Annotated in this window: 11 protein-coding genes and 1 other RNA gene; 3 read left to right on the forward strand and 9 right to left on the reverse strand. The window is 66.9% G+C overall.

Annotated features, from left to right (window positions below; genetic code table 11):
* Together OZ10_RS11180 and OZ10_RS11185 are read right to left on the reverse strand one after the other, a co-directional pair.
* Window positions 1-778 (reverse strand): TonB-dependent receptor plug domain-containing protein (locus OZ10_RS11180; RefSeq protein ID WP_039564874.1); only part of this gene is annotated, 778 nt, incomplete at its 3' end.
* A 143-nt stretch (window positions 779-921) separates the two neighbouring features.
* Window positions 922-4,389: a glycoside hydrolase family 2 gene (locus OZ10_RS11185; protein WP_039564876.1), complete on the reverse strand. Its 3,468-nt coding sequence runs from the start codon at window positions 4,387-4,389 to the stop codon at window positions 922-924.
* A gap of 218 nt (window positions 4,390-4,607) precedes the next feature.
* Here OZ10_RS11185 and OZ10_RS11190 point away from each other — a divergent pair, with 218 nt between their 5' ends.
* From OZ10_RS11190 to OZ10_RS11195, 3 genes are all read left to right on the forward strand, one after another.
* Window positions 4,608-6,572, forward strand: a complete 1,965-nt coding sequence (locus tag OZ10_RS11190) for a glycoside hydrolase family 97 protein (protein ID WP_039564877.1) — start codon at window positions 4,608-4,610, stop codon at window positions 6,570-6,572.
* A 376-nt stretch (window positions 6,573-6,948) separates the two neighbouring features.
* Window positions 6,949-7,338 carry a hypothetical protein gene (locus OZ10_RS22870; protein WP_236726841.1) on the forward strand — a complete coding sequence of 130 codons (390 nt, stop codon included), beginning with the start codon at window positions 6,949-6,951 and terminating at the stop codon, window positions 7,336-7,338.
* The gene (locus tag OZ10_RS11195) at window positions 7,302-8,444 is read left to right on the forward strand and encodes a neprosin family prolyl endopeptidase (protein WP_236726842.1); all 1,143 of its coding nucleotides are present in this window, start codon (window positions 7,302-7,304) and stop codon (window positions 8,442-8,444) included. Before OZ10_RS22870 ends, OZ10_RS11195 begins: the two co-directional genes overlap by 37 nt.
* A gap of 41 nt (window positions 8,445-8,485) precedes the next feature.
* Here the strand turns inward: OZ10_RS11195 and OZ10_RS11200 are convergent, their stop codons facing one another.
* The 7 genes from OZ10_RS11200 to cysC all read right to left on the reverse strand — a co-directional run.
* Window positions 8,486-9,997: a carboxylesterase/lipase family protein gene (locus OZ10_RS11200; protein ID WP_081419467.1), complete on the reverse strand. Its 1,512-nt coding sequence runs from the start codon at window positions 9,995-9,997 to the stop codon at window positions 8,486-8,488.
* A complete protein-coding gene (locus OZ10_RS11205) occupies window positions 9,997-10,914 on the reverse strand; it encodes a TrmH family RNA methyltransferase (RefSeq protein ID WP_039564880.1) in 918 nt (305 codons plus the stop codon). The genes OZ10_RS11200 and OZ10_RS11205 overlap by 1 nt, the downstream gene beginning before the upstream one ends.
* A gap of 252 nt (window positions 10,915-11,166) precedes the next feature.
* Window positions 11,167-11,238: non-coding RNA, sX9 sRNA (locus OZ10_RS20630), on the reverse strand.
* A gap of 230 nt (window positions 11,239-11,468) precedes the next feature.
* A complete protein-coding gene (locus OZ10_RS11210) occupies window positions 11,469-14,144 on the reverse strand; it encodes a M1 family metallopeptidase (RefSeq protein ID WP_039564883.1) in 2,676 nt (891 codons plus the stop codon).
* A gap of 383 nt (window positions 14,145-14,527) precedes the next feature.
* Window positions 14,528-17,653 (reverse strand): efflux RND transporter permease subunit, encoded by a 3,126-nt coding sequence (locus OZ10_RS11215; protein ID WP_039564885.1) that lies wholly within the window; start codon window positions 17,651-17,653, stop codon window positions 14,528-14,530.
* A complete protein-coding gene (locus OZ10_RS11220) occupies window positions 17,650-18,720 on the reverse strand; it encodes an efflux RND transporter periplasmic adaptor subunit (protein ID WP_039564887.1) in 1,071 nt (356 codons plus the stop codon). The genes OZ10_RS11215 and OZ10_RS11220 overlap by 4 nt, the downstream gene beginning before the upstream one ends.
* A 253-nt stretch (window positions 18,721-18,973) precedes the next feature.
* On the reverse strand, window positions 18,974-20,137 hold a 1,164-nt coding region (gene cysC, locus OZ10_RS11225; protein ID WP_039564889.1), incomplete at its 5' end, for an adenylyl-sulfate kinase.

The following is a 20,137-nucleotide window of genomic DNA, read 5'->3' on the forward strand; positions in this document are numbered from 1 at the left end:
CGCCATTGAAGTCGAAGCCCACGTTCTGCTCGGTGGACTTCTGCGCGCCGTTGGAATACACGCTGGGGTGCTTGTTCTCCAGCGTGGCATCGGAATACGACACCGCCAGCAAGGCGCCCCAGCGCTCGGTCCGGAAGCTGGCCAGGCCCGAGTACAGCTCGTTGAGCTCCTGCACGCGATCGCCGTAGGAGCCCTCGGCCTGGCCGCTGAAGGTCCAGCCTTCGGGCAGATCGAACGGGCGACGCGTCTTCAGCGACACGGTGCCGCTGATGCCGCCATCCAGATCGGCGGCGGTGGGCGACTTGATGACGTCCACACCACTGAACAACGTCGGCGGAATATCGACAAAGTCCGGCTGCGCGCGACCGATGTTGGGCTGGCCGAACTGGTCACCGCCACCGGCGCTCAGATACAGCTCACCGTTCATGGTGGTCTGCACCTGCGGCATGCCGCGGATATTGAGCTGCGAGCCTTCGCCGGCCGAGCGCCGGATCTGGACGCCGGGCACGCGCTGCAGCGAGTCGGTGATGGTGACGTCGGGCAGCTTGCCGATGTCTTCGGCCGAGATCGAATCGATGATCTGCGCAGCGGTGCGCTTGTTCTCGATGGCCTCGGCCTGCGCGCCACGCACGCCCTTGACCATGACCTTGTCCAACTCGGTGACGCCCGGGGTGCTACCGGCGTCCTGCGCGGCGGCCTGTGCAGCCGCCAGGGTGAGTGCAACCGCGAGCGCGGCGGCCAGCGGGGTGTGGCGGGTACTGCGATGCAGCTTGTTCATGGTCCCCTCCCAGGGATGACGACAATCCACGACCGTTTCGAATGGCAATGCCGGGGGGGCACTGCGGTGTTGGCTGGCACGCCGGGTGGCGCGCCAGTGCAAACGCCGTGCAGGGCTCACGGCGTGGCAAGGTATCGGCGCGGCTACGGAAGCCCGCTCGCAGCGCCGGTTGAGGGTTCGACATTCCAGCCGCGCACCTGCAGCGTGGCGTTACGCAAGGTGGCGGCCGATGGCCCGCGGATCTCCACTTCGCGCTGCTCGCCCGGCACCAGGCTCAGGTAGTTGTCGCTGTAGTACGCCGGCAGGATGCGTTGGCCTTGCGCATCCACCAGGGTCAACTTGGTGTTGAGCGCCAACTGCTGCGAGGGGTTGCGCACGGTGGCACGCAACACCGGCTCTGCGCCGTCTTCCAGCCGCGTGGTGAGCTGCACCGGTACCGCGGCCAGCGCATCGAGGCCGCGCATGGCAGCCGCATCGCGCGCCACCCAATAGAAGTTGCGCGAACGCACCACCGCATCACGATCGAGCAACTGCAAGCGCACAAAGCCCAGCCCGTGGGTGTCCTTGAGCAACGGCGCCAGCTGCATCACCGGTGCCGAGACCGCAACAGCGGCGGCATCGACCGCTTGTTCGCGTTGCTGCAGCAGCGCACCGTTGGTGCCATAGATCTCCGCCCGTACCCGCAAGCCGCGCACCGGGTCGGTGGCGTTGTTGACCACCACCACCTCGTGGCCCGGCAGGTTCATCTGCACATGCAGCATCTCTGCCGCGTTGCGCACACCGTAGTAGGCCGCGTGGGTGTCGTAATCGTGGCTGTAGATCTGCCACATGTTGCTGGGCCAGGCGGGATGGCTCATCCACAGCAGGCGCCCGCTGTTCTTGGTCCACAGCTGCGCGTTGAAGCCTTCGAAGATGGCACGATGGGTGTCGTAGTTGAGCAGCTGCGCCTTGCGCTCGAAGTCCTCCAGGCTGGTGGGCGCACCAAGCTTGTCGGTGAGCGAGCGCATGAAGCTGGCAGTGTCGCCATTCCCGGACTGGTGCCAGTCGTGGTACGCCCAGGCATCGCTGATCGGCCACTGGTCCTGCGCCGCCGGGACCGAGGCCTTGAACGACTCCAGGGTGGAAAACGACGGCGTGCCCACTTCCACCGAAAAGCCCTGTGCCAAGGCGTTGAAGTAGCCCACCGGCTCGCGGTAGTTGTACGGGCCGCTGCCCTGCAGATTGACCTGATTGGAACTGCCGGTATACCAGCGTGTGCCATCAAGCTCGGCCACGAGCTTGTCCAGGCCCTCGTTGAGGATGGGGGCAGGCACGCCTTCATTGCGTCCGAACCACAGCACAATGGACGGGTGATTGCGGAAACGCTTGATCACCTCGGTCGCATTGTCCAGGAACAGCGCCGCGTCGGCCGGCTCCATGTTGTAGTTCTGGGTGGACTGCCAGAAGTCGTTGAGCACCAGCATGCCGTACTCGTCGGCCAGATCGAAGAAGCTGCTCTGGGTGTTCTGCCCCACCCAGTTGCGCACCACATTGAAATGCGCATCGCGCTGCAGCCGGAAGTACGGCTCCAGCCGCTCGCGCGACACGCGCTTGCGCCAATCGTCCATGCCCCAGTTGCCGCCCTTGACGGCGATGCGCACGCCATTGATGCGCAGGGCCAGGTACGGCGCCAGCGCATCGTCCTTCAGCGGCGTAACTGCCGGCGATACGGCGGCACCGGGATAGAACGATTGCGCATCGCCACCAGGTACGGGACGGATCGCGCTGTGGCGCGCATCCACAATGCGCTCGCCACGCAGACGCGCCTTGTTGAAATCCACCAGCACCCGACGCAACGCGCCATCTTCATCGAACAGCGACAACTCGTAGGTGACCTCGCGAATGCCGAAGCGCAACCGCTGCGTGTCCGAACGCGCACCGGCAACCTCCACCCCCACCTGCAGCGTGTACAGCGCCGGCTCGCCGTAGCCGTTGGGCCACCACAGGCGTGGGTTGGCGATGATCAATTGCGGGGTGTCGGCAGCGGTGAGCTTGAGCGTGGTGCCGCCTGCCGGCACATTGACCTCGCGCTGGATGCGCACATCGCCAATGGCCAACTGCACGGTGCCCTGCATGGGCGCAGCACCGTCGTTGCGCAGCGGCACGCTGACTTCGAGCTCGGCGCGGCGGTGATCCGGCGCCAGACGCGCGGTGACCACCTGGGTGTCGCCGATGGTGACCGGCCCGGTGGCATGCAGCTGCACGTCCTGCCATAGACCGGCATTACGGTCGCGCACGGCCGGAATCCAGTCCCAGCCCTCGCTGGCGATGAAGGTGGGCCCGTCCAGCGCCTGCACGCCGCCGTTTTCGCCGACGCCGGCGGTCATCGACTGCTCATGCGCAATGCCCGGATGCGGCGGTGGCGATACGCGCACTGCGACGACATTGCGGCCGGGCCTGAGCTGCTTGCTGACATCGAAGCGACCGCGTGCAAATGCACCGCGCGTGCGCCCGACCTGCGTGCCGTTGACCCAGATTTCGCCGGCATAGTTGATGCCGTTGAACAGCAGCTCCAGTCGCTTGCCTTGCGCGTCGGCGGGCAGATCGAAACTGCTGCGGTACCACCAGTCCTGCCGGCTCAGCGATTCGGGAATGGCCATGTTGTTGAGGCCGATATCCGGATCCGGATAGACGCCGCGATCGACCAGCGTGGTGAGCACCGTGCCCGGTACCGTGGCGACACGCCAGGCGCCGCCATCCGCCGTATCGCCACGCGACAACGTGGCGCCGGTGGCGGGCCCGAGATCCGGCGCGGCTGCCAGTTGCCACGCACCCACCCGCCACGCAGCGGCATCCAGCGGCTGCAAGGCCGGAGCGTTCGGCACCGGCTTGGCCACCGGCGCAGAAAACGCCGCTGCACTGCGCGGCAACGTTGCGGGCGCCTGTGGTGCTACCTGCCCGGCCATCTGCTTGACCTGCACCTGCCACGCCGGCGATGCATCCTCGAAGCGCTGCAGCGCCGGGTCCGGCGTCTGTGCGGCCAGCTGCGCGACGGCGGCCGCCTCCAGTGCCTGCGCCTGCGCGGTGAAGCCGGCGATCTCGCCACCGAAGTGCTGCGTGTAGGCGGCCGGTTGCTCGCGCGGGCCGAACATCAGCACCGGCGCCACTGCACGTTGCCGGGCGGCGCCGCTGGCAACCTGGCGGCCATTGGCATATAGCGTCAGACGCCCGCCATGGGCAACGGCGGCCACCTGCGTCCACTCGCCTGCGCGTAGCGCCTGCTTGCTGCGCAGCACGCTATCGGCACCCTGCACGAAGCCGAGCTTGCCGGCATCGATCGCGAAGTAGCGGCCTGCATCCTTGGGATCGCCGACACCGGCAATCAGGGCCGGCCCGGTGCTCGCGCGCGATGGGCGTACCCACGCCGACAGGCTCCAGTCCGCGTTGGCGGCCAGCAGCGGTGCATCGGCGGCGAGCTTCTTTGCCAGCCCCATCCCGCCCGCGAGCACGCGGACATCGTAAGGCCCCGGCGGATTCGCATCGGCGGGCGCAGCCTCCACTGCAGTCCAACTCATGCAACCACACAACAACCACAGCGCTCCACGGCGGAACGCCTCGCGAACCATCAGCATTAGAGGCCTCTCCCAAGCTCTACTGCCACGCAACGGTGCACACCACGTCCGTGCAACCGACCAGCGTCCATCCGGACAGTGCGTCGCTCGCGCTTGGTGATGCAGCCCGTGGCTGCCGCCCCTGTTTCAGCGGCCATGGTGCGAGGTAACGTTACCCCAAGGTGATATCGACGACAACCTTTCTGCGTTAGGGTTGGCGCTCCCAGGAGGAGGGACTCATGCGAAACCTGATCCAGTCCGCACTACCGGCGGCATGCGCATTGCTGTGGTTGATCGCAATGCCCGCTACCGCGCAGCGCCTGCGCGTGCAATCGCCCGACGCACGCACCGAAGTGGAATTCACCCTGCGCGAGGGCGGCGTGCCCAGCTATCGCGTGCTGTACCGCAACACGTTGGTGCTCGACGACGCACCGCTCGGGTTGGATCTGGGCAATGCCGGCAAACTCGGCAGCGACATGCGCGTGCAAGACAGCACCACCGAAACGCATGACAGCCGGTTTGCCTTGCAGGTCGGCAAGACACAGCAGGGCCGCGATCACTACCGCGCGCTGCGTGTGCACTTGTCCGATCGACAGCAACGCCGGCTCACCATCGAACTACGCGCGTACGACGACGGTGTGGCACTGCGTTACGTATTGCCAGCCGCGGGCCAGGTGGGCATTCGCGACGAACTCACCAGCTTTGCGTTTCCACGCGACTACCCATGCTGGAGCTTGAATCTGGGCCGGTTCGGAACCAGCCACGAGGGCGAGTACGACGCCATCGCTGCGTCCAGATTGCGCCCGCACAACCTGCTCGAGTTGCCGCTGGTCTGCCAGACCGATGCCAAAGGCACCACGCTGGCGATTGCCGAGGCGAACCTGCGCGATTACGCCGGGCTCTACCTCGCTGGCCGCGCCGATGGCAGCCTGGGCGTCTCGGCCAGGTTGTCGCCACAGTTGGATAACCCCAGGCTGGCGGTCAGCATCGACGCCAAGGGGCGCGATTTCGCAACGCCGTGGCGGGTGATCATGCTGGGCGACACGCCTGCCAGCCTGATCGAATCCAACCTGATTTCCGCGTTGAATCCACCACCTGCCTTTGATGCAAGTTGGGTCCGCGCCGGTAAATCGGCATGGGACTGGTGGTCGGGCAGTCTGGCCAGCGGGGTGGCCAATCCGGGCATGAATACCGCCACGATCCAGCGCTATATCGACCACGCACAGCAGTTGAAGCTGCAATACATGCTGATCGATGACGGCTGGTATTACGGCAGCACCGGCGATGGCCAATACAACGCAGACGCCGATATCCGCCGGCCGGTGGCGCAACTGGATCTACCGGGTCTGGTCAGCTATGCGCGCAAGCGCGATGTCGGCCTGTGGCTGTGGGCACATTGGCGTGCGCTCGATGCACACATGGACGACGCACTGGCGTGGTACCAGCAACTCGGCATCAAGGGCATCAAGGTCGACTTCATGGACCGCGACGATCAGCAGATGGTGGACTTCTACCATCGCCTGCTGAGCAAGGCTGCCGAGCACGAGCTGCTGGTGGATCTGCACGGTGCGTATCACCCGACCGGCCTGACCCGCACCTATCCCAACTATCTGACCCAGGAAGGCGTGCTGGGCGCGGAATACAACAAGTGGACCACCCGCATCACCGCCACGCATAACCTCACGCTGCCGTTTACGCGCATGTTGCTCGGGCCGATGGACTACACCCCGGGCGGCTTCCGCAATGTGCGCCCGGCCGAATTCAAGATGCAGCACATCGCACCGCAGGTCATGACCACGCGTGCGCAGCAGCTGGCGATGTATGTGGTGTACGAAAGCCCGTTCGCGGTGGTGGCCGACAGCCCGGAGCAATACGAAAACGTGCCCGCCACGCAATTCCTGCGCGATGTCCCGGCAAGCTGGGACGAAACCCGCGCCCTGGACGGTGCGATCGGCGAGCACATCGCATTGGCGCGGCGCAGCGGCAAGGACTGGTACCTGGGCGCGATGACCAACGAACAGGCACGCACGCTCACCCTGCCGCTGTCGTTCCTGGGCAAAGGCACCTGGACGGCGACGATCTATGCCGACGGCCAGGCTCCGACCGACGTGCGGATCGAGACCCGCACACTCACCCGCAACGACACCCTGGAATTGGCGCTGGCTGCCAGCGGCGGCGCGGCGGTACGGCTGCACAAGCAGTAGCCAGTGCGTTGCGCTCAACGCGCAGTGGTCCGCGCTGCGTCCCCTGCCCGCAGATCAAGACACGTGATCCTGGAACATGCACGCAACCAACCCCTCTCCCGCCGCGAGAGGGGTTGGCGCGCTGCTCGTGGCAGGCAGCGTTGCACTGCCTCCGGCGATCTGCATCCGCTTAGCGCATTACGCTTGGCGCGTGCCTGGTGTCACGCAATGGAGACGCCCGGAGACTTTTGAGAAACAGATAATCTAGTATGCGCGGGCCCTCACCGCAGGCCTGCGCCGACGACCGTTTTTCGGTCTATCCCTGCGATGGTGATGGCACGGTGCGCATGGTTCGCCGCATGCACGCTGTCTCGCTCCGGCCCCAGGAAAGACACTGATGACCTTCCGTTCCAAGCGACCGATGTCGATCGGCCGCGCCGTTGCTGCGCTTGTCATTTGCACGAGCGCTCAGGCCAGCCTCGCAGGCACGCTCCTGGCGCCCTCCACCTCAGTGGCCGATGACCAACGCATCGACGCGGTGATGCCGCCACTCCTGAACACCCCTGCCACCGCACGCACTGCCGCCACGCCGCATCTCGCTGCACAACGCGCCGCTACCACGGCATCGCGCGCGTTTCCCCTGGTGACACCGGAGTTCAAGCAATTTCTGGATGCGCAGGCGCAGCTCAGCTCAGCTACGCCAACCGCGCGCCTGCGGCAAAGGTCAAGGACCCTGTCGCCTTCGCACAGATGCAGCGCTATCTGTTCAATCGCTACAACGGGCTGACCGTCTTGCGCAGTGTGCGTCAGGGCAAGGCGATGTTCGATTGCATCCCGCGTGCGCAGCAACCTGCCTTGCGCGATGGCAGCACGCCCGCCTTGCCGCCGACCATCGCTGCCGGTGTCAGCAGCGGCGCTGCGCTGGATGCGGCGCCGCGCTGCGATGCCGGCAGTGTGCCGCTGGCACGCATCGGCCTGGCCGACATCAGCAAGCATGCGACGCTGCAGGACTTCCTGCGCGGCACCACACCGCGCATCACCGCACCCACCCGCGCAACCATCGCACCAGCCGCGCAGCAGGCTGCGTCGGTGGTGCATTACTACTCCACCATCTATCTGGATACCGCCGGCTCGCCGGTCACCGGTGCCGGCGCCGATCTCAACACCTGGGTCCCGGCCGTGCGTGCCAACGATGCGCAGTCGATCAGTCAGATCTGGTTGGGGGGTTATACCCGGCAGGGACAGATCCAGACACTGGAGGCCGGCTGGCAAACCCAGCCAGGCGCCGGCTGGGGCAACACGCCGATCCTGTTCATCTATTCCACCCAGGATGGCTACCTCACCACCGGTTGCCACAACCTGGACTGCGCGGACTTCGTGCAGGTCAGCAGCGCAAACGTGCTAGGTGCCGCAGCGGCCGGCGGCTTCAGCAGCGCAGGCGGCAAACAGGCCATGTTGCACGTGGAATTCCAGCGCAATGCCGATGGCTACTGGTGGTTCGGCTTGAATGACGAATGGATCGGTTACTACAAGGCCGACCTCTACGCGGGCGACATTGCCGAAGGCAGCGCCAACATCTTCATTTCCGCGGGTGGCGAGATTTCGACCTGGGACGGCCGCCCGAGCGCACCGATGGGCAGTGGCCGGTTCGCGTCTGCCGGTTACCGCCAGGCAGCCTTTCAGGCCAACCACTTCTACCGCGATGCCGGCATGGCCACCCGGCCGGCACAGCGCCTGTCATCGCTCAACGTCGAGCAGCCTGCCTGCTACACGCTGGCACTGGCCGGGTACAGTTATCCGTACGCATTGGGCAGCGGTGTGTCGCGCACCAGCCTGTCGCCGGAGATGCAGAACGGCGGCTTCTATTTCGGCGGCCCGGGCTGCGCACGCTGAGGTAAAACAACCGCGCGCACCGTGGCAGTGCGCGCGGTCGGCTACGGCAAATCCACCCCTGCACACACGGCCGGGCGCGCATCCTTGATCGGCTGCACGCCCTGCGCATCGAACTGCAATGCCGCATGCGTGGGCGCGAAGGCCGGCCAAGCGGGCAGGCCCCTGGCATTCGGGTTACCACGCTGCACGAACGCAGCCCAATAGCGCTGCAGCGACACCGGCGGCTGGCCGACCGGCAGATTCTTGAACAGGAACGGCAACTCGGCGCTGTGCGTGACCTGCGCGCCGGGTGCAGCCGTGTCGAACACGTAATGCCACACCGGTACGCCGAGAGCGGCCTGGTGCCGGGCCACCGTCACCGCCGGGCAGCGGAAGGTCAGGTCGGTCGACAACTGCATCGCCGCAGTACCCTGACGTGCGGCGCGCTGCTGCGCATGCGCGCGTTGCGCCTGCAGCACCGCATCGGCACGCTCGGGATAGTCGCGCCGCAGACGCGCCTGCGCGCCCTGCTCGCCACCGTAGGTGAGCTCCTGCACCACATAGCCGATCAGCAGTGGCACCTTGGCCTGTGCGCCGCTTGCCAGCAGCTCGGCCGGTGCACGCGGCAGCACGCGGCCATCGACCACGGCCTGCAGCCAGATGTAGCCGTCGTCATCCAGCGCCGGCACATCCACGCCCTGCCCGGCCTGGATCAACTGTTCCACCGGCAGCGCGCGCAGTTGATCCAGGCGCGTTGCCGGATCCTCGATGCCTGCGCGTTTGGCGATGGCAACGCCCAGCGCGCGGTTGTCCTCCAGGCTGCGTGCCGGCAAGCCGAACCCGGCGGTGCCGCTCTGTTCGATCGCCGCCGAAAACAGGCCGCGCGCCGATGGGCTGAGCATCAGCAGGCCCACGTCCTGGCCACCGGCCGATTGCCCGGCGATGGTCACCCGCGCCGGGTCGCCGCCGAACTGCGCGATGTTGTCGCGCACCCAGCGCAGCGCGGCGATCTGATCGAGCACGGCGTAATTGCCGGCGGCCTCGTTGTCGCCATCGCGCAATTCCGGCAGCGACAGGAACCCAAGCGCGCCCAGCCGGTATTGCAGCGTCACCACCAGCATGTCTTGCGCAACGAGGTTGGTGGGCAGATGCCCATCGGCGCCGCCAGCCACGTTGGCGCCGCCATGAATCCACACGAACACCGGCAACGGCTTGGCCGGATGCAATGCAGGGGTCTGCACTTCCACGTACAGGCAGTCTTCGCTGCCGCGCCTGGCCATCGCGTCGTTCCAGCCCAGCGCCGGCTGCACGCACGGCGTGGCCGCCTGGGTGGCGTCGCGTACCTGTGTCCAGGCGGCCGCCGGTTGCGGCGGCCGCCAGCGCAACGCGCCCAGCGGCGGTGCGGCGAACGGAATCTTGCGGAACACCGCGCTGCCGTCGTCCTGCCACTGGCCGCGCACCACACCGTGATCGGTGCGCACGTCCGGTGGTGCGGCAGGCGTAGGCGCCGTGGCAGCAGCAGCGCTGCCGGTGATAACGCAGGTAGCAGCCAGTAGCCAGGCAGACACACGCATCAGAGATCTCCGGTGATCACACGGGCACGCCAGGCGGCCTGGAAGACAGCGGTGGCCGAGGCCACGTTGAGACTTTCGACCTTGCCGCTGCCGCCGATGGACAGCTGCAGATCGCAGTCGCGCGCGAACTGGCGGTCCATGCCCTCGCTTTCCGCCCCCATCACGTACACCAGGCGCTGCGGCAGGCTGGCAGCGAACACGTCCTGTCCGCCATCAACGAGTGTGGCGGCCACCGCAAACCCGGCGTGCCGCAACTGCGTCAGCGCCTGCGCGGTGTCGGGCAACTGCACCAACGGCACCGCTTCGGCGCCGCCTTCGGCCACGCGTGCCGCAGCGCCGGACAACCCCAGCGTGGAACCGGCCGGCAGCAGCAAGCCGCCGACACCGAAATGCGCGGACGAGCGCAGGATCGCGCCGAAGTTGTGCGGGTTGCCCACGCCATCCAGCCACAGCGCCAGCACCGGGCCCTGGGGCAACGCGGCCAGCCACTCCTGCAGCGGTTGCGGCGCCACGCGCAGCACCTCGGCCACCACGCCTTCATGGTGCGCACTGGCGGCCAGCTTGCTGAGGTCGGCGTCTTCCACCACGCGATACCCGATACGCTCGGCCACGCACCAGGCCAGCAAGGCCTTGAACTGCGAGATCCGCGCCTCGCTCAGATAGAGCTTGCGGATAGCTTGCGGGCGCGCCTTGAACACGGCCTGCACGGCATTGATGCCGTACAGCCGCACCTCGCGCGCGGTGCCGCTTGCCGCAGCGGCAGGTGGCGCGGTGGCGGGCGTATGCTGGGCCGGCGCGCGGGGTGCGGGACCGCGCGGTGCAGATGTGCGCGGCGCGGCACGGCCCCACGGGTTGTGCGAGGCGCCGCTGCCGCCATCGCGTGGCGGCCGTGGGCCGCGTCCATCGTGCTGTGTCATCGTCGTATCCAGAGGTAGGTGTTGCTTGCAGTGCGGACCAGGTTTTTCGGCCCCTTCCGCAATGTGGTGTTGGTCGTGCTGCAGCACCGGCAGGGCCGCAGCCGCAGGACTAGTGACGACGATGGTAAGCCACCGGCGCGATGGGACGTATACGTCGGCCGGGCTGAGCCACTGCGGACGTCTTGCCGTCCTGTGGAGGCGCGCTGTCGAGGCGATGAAACGCACGCAGCTTCGGCGTGCCCTTGGTGGAGCGGCTAACACCCCTGGCGAGCAGTCGTCAGGTGGTGTGGACGGCGCGCAGCAACCGCAATGTACGCAGTGCAACATGCCGCGCCAGCACCAGCCGCGCCCGCCTTGTGGTGAGCGCGGTCGTTTTTGCCAGCTGCACTCAGGCAGGCCGATCTGCCTGCTGCAGACCGCAATCACGCGCGTGCAACACTCGGCCGAGAAGCGGCGCTCGCCCTGTTCTGGACGTACCGCCATGCATCGGGTTGGCCGAGGCCTGCGCAGTATCGACACCACCGATACTGCGCACACCAGACGCATGCCGCAACTCAGCGCTTGGCGGTCTGCGCCTGCTGGAGCGCGGCGCAGAGGCGGATGGTTTCCCCGGTCTGGGCCAGGCCGCGGTCGGCGCCGCTGAGGGTGGCCAGCCGCGGCTTGAAGAAGGCCTCCAGGCGGTCGGCTTCCTCGCTGCTGCAGCCGCCGCTGGCAGCCAGTGCCGGCAAGCCGCCGCCGTCGAACGAACCGCTGCGCTGCACGATACGGTCGAAATTGGCGGTGAACCAGGGCCACATCGACGCATGCGAGGCCTGCTCGGCGTGGCCACGCCGCAGCAGGCTCTTCATCTCGCCGACCTTGATCGCATCGGTGAGCGCGAAATCCCGTACCTGCTTGAGCAGCGCCGGGTCCTGCACCGCGCCCAGCCCGTCGATCATCGCGTTGCGCTGCGCCGGGTCGGCATGCGTGCGCAGCGCGGCAATCAAGGCATTCACCGCGGCCGCACCACGTTCCTGCACGGTCACCGACAGTGCGCTGCCGAGCAGGTCGGGATTGGCCGCGGAGAACTCCAGCGCCCCGTTGCCCCCGGCCAGCACGGCGTCGCCCTGGGCGAGCAAGGCCTTGCGCACCTCCGGCGTCTGCAGGCGCAAACCGAACAGGCTGGTCAACGCGCTCCGCAACGCGACGTCGTCGACCGACTCGCCACTGCGACGCGTGTAACCCAACTGACGCAGGCGCGGCAGGTAGGCCTGCTCGGCCACCTTGCGCAAGGCGCTGCGCTGCGCCTCGGTGCTGGCCTGGTACTGCCAGATCCACACCAAGCGGTCCACCAGCGCGGTGGACACATCGGCCGATGCGGACGGCGCCAGCTGCTTGATCGCCGCCAGCACTGCATCGCTGTCGGCATCGCCATGGCGGTACGCCGCGTCGATCGCATCGGCATAGGCAAGCTGCTCGCTGTCGTCGAGCTGGCCGATCTGCTTGCCCAGTGCGGCCAGCTGCTTCTTCGGCAGACTGAAACGGTAATAGCCGGCGCCACGCGCGTTCGGGAAGACCCAGGTATTCTTGCCGGCGCCTTCCAGCACGATGCTGCCGCTGGCGCTGTCCAGCAGCTGGCAGGCAGTGCCGACCTGGTTCTTGTCCTTGCCGTACTTCACGCACACCGGCACGCCCCACTGCTGCGCGGTGGAGCCGGCCGAGCCAAGCGGCAGGTAGCGCTGCTGCTGCAGCTTCACCACGGTCTTGCCGCCTTCGCGGGCCACCTGGGTTTGCAGGTACGGCACGCCCGGCTGATTGAGGAAGCTGCGGAACGCGGCCTTGAAATCGGCGCCCTTGCCGGCCGCTTCGGCAATCGCATCGACCAGGTCGTCGGCGGTGGCATTGGCAAACTTGTGCTTGGCGATATAGGCGCGCATGCCCTCGCGGAACACATCCTCGCCGACGAAGGCTTCGAACATCGCCAGCACTGCCGCACCCTTCTGGTAGGTGATGCCGTCGAAGGCGGTTTCGATATCGCCATTGCCGGTGATCGGCTGACGGATCTTGCGCGCGCTGACCAGGCTGTCGTTGTTCATCGCATATTGCGCACCACCGATCCGGTCCAGGTTGGCGTGGTATTCCGGATGCAGCTGCATGGTGATCTTCTGCTGCATCCAGGTGGCGAAGGCCTCGTTGAGCCAGAGATCGTCCCACCACGCCATGGTCACGGCATCGCCGGTCCATTGATGCGCCAGCTCGTGCGCGTTGGTGTTGAAGGAACGCTGCACGTTCACCGTCGGCGAGTCCTTGTCCAACAGCAACAGCCAATCGCGGAAAGTGACGAACCCCGGGTTCTCCATCGCGCCGGCACTGAAATCCGGCGCGGCGACCAGATCGAGCTTGTCGAACGGATACCCGAATGCGTAGTAGTCCTCCAGCGCGGCGATGATGGCCGGGGTCTGGTCCAGTGCGGGCGTGATGCGCGGGCCCTGCCCCTTGGCGGCGATACCGCGCAACGGCGTGGCTGTGGGGCGCTGCGGGGTGGCCGGCATGGCCGGCACATCCACCACATCCCAGGGACCGGCCGCGTAGGCCACCAGATAGGTGGGCAGCGGCACGGTGGGCGCAAAGGTCACCGTCTTCCAGCCCTTGCCGGCCGGCTTGGTCGAGGTGGCGATGGTGTTGGCCAGCGCCTGGTCGTCGCTGGGCACCGTCAGGCTCAGGTCGAACGGCGTCTTGAACGCCGGCTCGTCGAAGCCCGGGAACGCGTAACGCGCACTGATCGGCTCCATCTGCGTCATCGCATAGGCATTGCCCTGGTACTTCACCTGGTACAGGCCCTGCAGCTGCTGATTGAGCGGCGCGCTATAGCTGATGTCCACGGTGAGCGTCTGCGGCTGCAGCGTGCGGCCGAAGTCCAGGCGCACCACACCGGTTTGTGCATCGGCCTGCACGTAGCGCGCGGTCAGCGGCTTGCCCTTGCCGGGCTTGACCGTGGCCTTGCTGACCGCCAGTTCCTTGCCATGCAGCCACAGGTGATCGGACGCCTGCTTGAGCTGCACGCGAATGGTGGTGCGGCCACTAAACTGCGTCTGCTCCGGATCGATCTTGAACGACAGGCTGTAGCGCTCGGGTACCGCCCAGGACGGCAGGCGCCCATTGGGCACTGCCTCGCCGGACGTTTGCGCCAGCGCACTACCGCAGCACAGCGCAAGAAGGGAAGGAGCGAGCAGACAGGCAAGACGACGCATGGGCAATTCCGGTCAGGGTAACCGCGGAAGTCGATCACAGCCGGGCATGCGTGTCATGTGACCTTAGTCATTGGATGGGCGGGACGGCTGCTGCGGGTGGGCAGGCGGCAGCTGCCTGCCCGCAGTGGCAACGATGGCGGTCGCATCGTGCCGTGGCGGCCGGCGGCATGTGCACCTGCAGATGCCGCTGCAACCGGTGCAGGACGGCATGCAACCAACGTACCTCCGCAAGAACAGCTCGTCTGCGCGGCCTTGGCACCGTTGCGTGTCACAGCGTGATGCTGGCGCTGCGCACCAGCGTGCAGACCGGCATTCGCATGCAGGTGACATGACCGCCCCGCACAGCCGCACCCAACGTGCGGCCGTGCAGCGTGACAGGCACGCTACGCGTGCCCGCCCACCGATGGGGTGTCCGCTTCCAGGGTTTCCAGCTGGCGAGCCAGTGCTTCCGGCGACTTGGTGTACGGGGCGATCAGGCTGTAGAACGCCGGCACCACATACAGCGACAGCAGCGTGGACAGCGACACCCCGAAGATCACCACCACACCGATGGTGGCGCGGCTGGCCGAGCCGGGCCCGCCAGCCACCACCAGCGGGATGGCACCCACCACGGTGGCGATGGAGGTCATCAGGATCGGGCGCAGCCGCACCGAGGCGGATTCGACAATGGCCTGGTGCACGCTGCGGCCTTCGTCGCGCAACTGGTTGGCGAATTCCACGATCAGGATGCCGTTCTTCGCGGCCAGGCCGACCAGCATCACGATGCCGATCTGACTGAACAGATTGAGCGTGCCGCCGGTGACCCACAAGCCGACCAACGCACCCAGCACCGCCAGCGGCACGGTGAGCATGATCACCAGCGGGTGCGCAAAACTTTCGAACTGCGCAGCCAGCACCAGATACACCACGAGCAAGGCCATGCCGAAGGTCAGCAACACCGCACTGCCGGATTGCTGGTACTCGCGCGATTCGCCCTTCCAGTCCAGCTGCGCGTATTCGGGTAGTTCTTCCTGTGCGGCCTGTTGCGCCCAGGCGATGGCGTCACCCAACGGGTAACCCGGCGCCAGACCGGCGGTGATGGTGATTGCACGCAGCCGGTTGAAGCGGTTCAAGGTGCCGGCCTCGGCCACTTCGCTGAGCGTGACCAGGTTGGACAACGGAATCAGTTCGCCGCGGCTGGAGCGTACGCGGATGGCGGTGAGGTCTTCCGGCGACATGCGGCCTTCGCGCCCGGCCTGCAGCATGACGTCGTATTCCTCGCCGTTGTCGACGAAGGTGGTGACGCGCCGCGAGCCCATCATGGCTTCCAGTGCGCCACCGATGGCCGTCACCGGCACGCCCAGATCGGCCGCACGCAGGCGGTCGATATTCACGCGCATCTGCGGGCGGGTTTCCTTGTAATCCGAATCCGGCCCGACCAGGCCGGGATTGGCCTCCATGCGCTGCAGGATACGATCGCGCCACTGCGCAATTTCCGCGTAATCCGGGCCACCGAGCACCATCTGGAACGGTTGGCCGCGGCTGCGCACCAGCCCACCGCTGACCTGCGTGCGTGCGCGCACGCCGCTGAGCACGTTGAGCTTCTGCTGCAGCTCATCGGCCACCTCGGTGGTCGGGCGGGTGCGTTGCTCCCAGTCCTGCAGGAACACGCTGACGCGGCCGGTGTGCATTTCCTCGCTGCTGCCAAAGCCGCCGGGCACGCGCGGGTTGGCACGCACGATGGGTTTGTCCGGTCCCACATACGGCCGCAGGATGTCTTCAACCTGATGTATCTGCCCCACGGTGTAATCGAAACCCGCACCCTCGGGGCCGTCGATCATGATCTGGAAGTTGCCGCGGTCTTCGGCCGGCGCCAGTTCGGAGGGAATGCGCCCCATCAACCATGCGCTGGCGCCCAACGCCAGCAGCATCAGCAGCGCAAAGATCCAGGTGCGCTGCACGTGCCGCTCCAGCGAGCGCCCGTATGCGCCGGACACCGCCTGCATGCGCCCGTCGAACCACTGATGGAAGCGATTGGGCTTGGCCACGCGATACGAGCGCAGCAGCTTGGACGACATCATCGGCGTCAGCGTCAGCGCCACGAAGGCCGAGATCGCCACCGCCGCCGCCAATGCCACCGCCAATTCACGGAACAGGCGCCCGGTGTTGCCTTCCAGAAAGCCGACCGGCAGGAACACCGCCACCAGCACCGCCGTGGTCGCAATCACCGCGAATGCCACCTGCCCGGTGCCGCGCTTGGCGGCCACCAGCGGCGGCTCGCCCAGGTCGATGCGGCGCTGGATGTTCTCCACCACCACGATGGCGTCGTCCACCACCAGCCCGATGCACAGCACCAGCGCCAGCAGGGTGAGCAGATTGATCGAAAAATCGAACGCGTACAGCGCGATGAACGCGGCGATCAGACACACCGGCACCGTCACCGCCGGAATCAACGCCGCGCGTGCGCTACCCAGAAAGACCCAGATCACCACCAGCACCAGCACCACCGCTTCGACCAGCGTGTGATACACGCGCTCCACGGCCGCATCGATGAACGTGGTGGTGTCGAAGGCGACAAAGATGTTGGTGCCCTGCGGCAGTGATTTCTGCACTTCCTCCGCCTGCGCACGCGCCTCGCGGGCGACGTCCAGCGCGTTGGCGGTGGAGTTGCGCACGATACCCAGGCCCACGTTGGGCACACCGTTACTCTGGAAATACGCGCGGCGTTCGGCCGAGGTCAGCTCGACCTTGGCCACGTCGCCCAACCGCACCACATAGCCGCCCTCGCCCTTGCTGAGCGGCAGCTTGGCAAAGTCTTCCGGCTTGAGATAACTGCGCTCCACCCGCAGGGTGAAATCGCGCTGCGCCGATTCGATGCTGCCGGCCGGCAGCTCGACGTTTTCGTTTTCCAGCGCGGCTTCGACATCGGCGACGGTGAGCGCGCGTGCGGCCAGCTGGTCGCGGTCGAGCCAGATGCGCATCGCATAGCGCTGGCGTCCGCCGATCCGCACCTGCGCCACGCCATCCAGGCTGGAGAAGCGGTCCACCACGTAGCGCTCGGCGTAGTCGGACAGCTGCAGCGTGTCCATCGTGCTGGAGCTCATGTTGAGCCACAGGATGGGGTCGGCGTCGGCTTCGACCTTGGAAATCTCAGGCGGGCGCGCCTGGTCGGGCATGCGGTCGGACACGCGGCTCACCGCATCGCGCACGTCGTTGGCAGCGGCTTCCACATCGCGCGACTGCACGAACTCGATGCTGATGTCGGAGGAGCCATTGCGGCTACGCGCCTCGATGGTCTCGATGCCCTCGATGCCGGCCAACGCGTCTTCCAGCACCTGGGTGATGCGGCTTTCCACCACCGCCGCCGAGGCACCGGTGTATTCCACGTCCACCGAGACGATGGGCGGGTCGATCGCCGGCAGCTCGCGCAAGGTGAGGCGGGTGAACGACATCACCCCCAGCACGATCAGCAGCAGGCTCATCACCACCGCCATCACCGGGCGGGTAATGGACAGGTCGGAGAGTTTCATTGTGCGGCGGCCTGCGGGCGCGCCGCGGCGGGCGCGGCCTGGTCGACCACCTTCAGCCCGGGACGCAGCTTGCCGGTGCCATCCACCACGATGCGCTCGCCGGCCTTGACGCCCTCCAGGATCTCCACCTTGCCATCGCGGCGCTCGCCCAGGCGCACATCGGCGCGCTCCACGCTGCTGTCGGGCTTGACCCGGAACACATACGACTCGCGCCCCACCTGCACCACCGCAATTTCCGGAATCACCACCGCCTGCCGCGCCGGCTGGAACAGCCGCACATCCAGCAGCATGCCCGGGCGCAGGCGCCGGTCGTCATTGGGAAAATCCGCACGCACCGTCACCGAGCGGGTGGTTTCGTCGATACGCGAATCGATCGCCGCCACCTCCCCGTCGAAGCGCGCGCCCGGGTACGCGGCCGCCGTGCCGTTCACCACGTTGCCGAGCTGCACCAGACCGAACTGCGATTCCGGCACCTGGAAGTCCACATACATGCGCGCCACATCGTCTAGCGTGGCGATCACCGTGCTGGAGGTGATCAACGACCCCGGACTGATCTGGCGGATGCCAAGCACGCCCGCGAACGGCGCGCGGACCTCGCGGTCGGTGATCTCCGCACGCATCTGCTGCACGCGCGCCTGCGCCGCATCGCGCAGCGCGCGCTGTGTATCCACCGTGGATTTGGCCACCAGCTGCTGACCAACCAGGCTCAACTGACGGCGGTACAGCTGGTCGGTTTCTTCGAAGGTGGCCTGCGCGGCGGTCAACGCCGCCTGCTGCGAATTGCCACGCAGCCGCAGCAGCAACTGCCCGGCCTTGACCTCGTCGCCGCTGTCGAAATACACCTGCTCCACCACATCGCTCACTGCAGCAGTGAGCGCCACCGATTCGCGTGCACGCACGGTGGCGATCGATTGCACGGTGGAATTCCACGGCTGCACCGCGACCGGCTGCACCACCACCGGAATCGGCTTGGCCACCGCCGGCGTACTCGCCTGACGGGCGCAACCGGACAGCCACACGGCCAACAAGAGCGCGACGCAGTGGCGCACGCTGGGCAGAACAAGCATCAGAACATCCTGGCGGGGTACCTCGAAAGTTTACCGACCTGGCCGCCATGCGTTGACAGAAAGGGCGCGCTTTGCACCATGACCAACGACCCTTGCCGTCGCCGCCACGATGCGCTGGCCAGCGCCGTCATCGATGCCGCGTGCGACCCCATTGCGAGCCAGGCTGGCGCAGAACCGGACGGCAACGTGCTGCCGGTTCTGTGCCAATCCCATGACGTGCCGGAGGCCGCTTGCAGCGCCCTGATGCCCGCGCTCAGCGCTCCAGCCCCAGAAACTCGAGCACGTGGCGCGCCAGCGCCTCTACATTCTCACCATCGGCGTGAAGATGGATCTCCGGCGTTTCGGGCGCCTCGTATGGCGAGTCGATCCCGGTAAAATTGGGGATCTGCCCGGCACGGGCCTTGCGGTACAGCCCCTTCACGTCGCGCGCCTCGGCAACGGCCAGCGGCACGTCCACGAACACTTCGACGAACTCGCCCGCATCGAAGCGCTCGCGCGCCAGTTGCCGCTCGGCGCGGAACGGCGAGATGAAACTCACCAGCACGATCAGCCCCGCGTCGGCCATCAGCCGCGCCACCTCGGCCACCCGGCGGATGTTTTCCACGCGGTCTTCGTCGGTGAAGCCCAGATCGCGGTTGAGCCCGTGGCGCACGTTGTCGCCGTCCAGGATGAAGGTGTGATAGCCCAGGGCGTGCAGGCGCTTGTCGACCAGATTGGCAACGGTGGATTTGCCCGCACCCGACAGGCCGGTGAACCACAGCACGCGCGGCGCCTGCCCCTTGATGCGCGCACGTGCGCTGCGGTCTACATCCAGATGCTGCCAATGCACGTTGCCGGCGCGGCGCAACGCAAATTCCAGCGTGCCGGCCGCCACCGTGGCATTGCTTTGGCGGTCGATCAGGATGAAGCCACCGAGCACCCGGTTACGTGCATACGGCGAGAACGCGATGGGTTCGTCCAGCGCCAGATTGCAGTAGCCCACTTCGTTGAGTTCCAGCCGCTTGGCGGCCAGCCGCTCCTGCGTATTCACATCGACCTTGTGCTTGATCTCGCTGATGCTCACGGTGACGGTGCGGGTGCCGATCTTGAGCCAGTACGGGCGCCCGGGCAGCAGCGCGGCATCGTCCATCCACAGCAGATGCGCGGCGAACTGGTCGGCCACTTCGGGCGGGTCGTCGACGGCGGCGATGATGTCGCCACGGCTGATGTCGATCTCGTCGCGCAACGTCAACGTCACCGCTTGCCCGGCGCGTGCGCTGTCCACTTCCCCGTTGGCATCGAGCACGCTCGCTACCTGCGTGCGGCGCCCGGACGGCACGACCACCACCGCATCGCCCACACGCACCTGACCGGCAGCAATCGTGCCCGCATAGCCGCGGAACTGCGAGTTGGCGCGATTGACCCACTGCACCGGCAG

Source organism: Xanthomonas cannabis pv. cannabis (genome assembly GCF_000802365.1).
Classification (GTDB): Bacteria; Pseudomonadota; Gammaproteobacteria; order Xanthomonadales; family Xanthomonadaceae; genus Xanthomonas; species Xanthomonas cannabis.

Coding starts and splice junctions, on each gene's coding strand:
- OZ10_RS11185 (WP_039564876.1), bottom strand. CDS start 4,389: ATGCTGATGGTTCGCGAGGCGTTCCGCCGTGGAGCGCTGTGGTTGTTG.
- OZ10_RS11190 (WP_039564877.1), top strand. CDS start 4,608: ATGCGAAACCTGATCCAGTCCGCACTACCGGCGGCATGCGCATTGCTG.
- OZ10_RS22870 (WP_236726841.1), top strand. CDS start 6,949: ATGACCTTCCGTTCCAAGCGACCGATGTCGATCGGCCGCGCCGTTGCT.
- OZ10_RS11195 (WP_236726842.1), top strand. CDS start 7,302: ATGCAGCGCTATCTGTTCAATCGCTACAACGGGCTGACCGTCTTGCGC.
- OZ10_RS11200 (WP_081419467.1), bottom strand. CDS start 9,997: ATGCGTGTGTCTGCCTGGCTACTGGCTGCTACCTGCGTTATCACCGGC.
- OZ10_RS11205 (WP_039564880.1), bottom strand. CDS start 10,914: ATGACACAGCACGATGGACGCGGCCCACGGCCGCCACGCGATGGCGGC.
- OZ10_RS11210 (WP_039564883.1), bottom strand. CDS start 14,144: ATGCGTCGTCTTGCCTGTCTGCTCGCTCCTTCCCTTCTTGCGCTGTGC.
- OZ10_RS11215 (WP_039564885.1), bottom strand. CDS start 17,653: ATGAAACTCTCCGACCTGTCCATTACCCGCCCGGTGATGGCGGTGGTG.
- OZ10_RS11220 (WP_039564887.1), bottom strand. CDS start 18,720: ATGCTTGTTCTGCCCAGCGTGCGCCACTGCGTCGCGCTCTTGTTGGCC.